The sequence below is a fragment of the Massilia sp. CT11-108 genome, from assembly GCF_047302915.1.
GTDB classification, from domain to species: Bacteria; Pseudomonadota; Gammaproteobacteria; order Burkholderiales; family Burkholderiaceae_D; genus Telluria; species Telluria orientalis.
This window is the reverse complement of the sequence record NZ_JBKYMO010001226.1, coordinates 1-483: the sequence shown is the minus strand read 5'-3', so window position 1 is coordinate 483 and position 483 is coordinate 1. Positions and strand designations below refer to the sequence as shown.

1 protein-coding gene is annotated in these 483 nt (G+C 73.9%); it reads left to right on the top strand.

Features of this window, described 5'->3' with window-relative positions:
• Nucleotides 1-483, top strand: a 483-nt coding sequence (locus ACEN88_RS34135; protein WP_413346811.1) for an NAD(P)H-hydrate epimerase, incomplete at both ends; no start/stop codon positions are given.

Below are 483 nucleotides of genomic sequence, written 5' to 3'. Positions count from 1 at the left end.
CTTCGTGGCGGACCTCGCGGACTGCCATGGCTGCTGCCTCGTCGTCGACGGCCTGTTCGGCATCGGCCTCGCGCGTCCGCTCGCGGGCGAGGCGCGCGCGCTCGTCGAACGCACGCACGGCATGACGTGTCCGGTGCTCGCGCTGGACGTGCCGAGCGGCCTCGATGCGGACACGGGGTGCGTCGTGGGCCCGGACGGCATCGCCGTGCGCGCCACGCATACGATCACCTTCCTCGGCGACAAACCGGGCCTGCACACGGGCGACGGCTGCGACCACGCGGGCCGCGTGCACGTCAACCGCCTCGGTGCGCATGGCCTGCACACGGAAGCCGCGCACGCGCGCCTGAACGCGCCTGCACTGTTCGCGGGCTGTCTCGCGCCGCGCCGCAACAATTCGCACAAGGGCACCTATGGCGACGTCGCCGTGCTGGGCGGCGCGCGCGGGATGGCGGGTGCCGGCATCCTGGCGGCGCGCCCGCATAC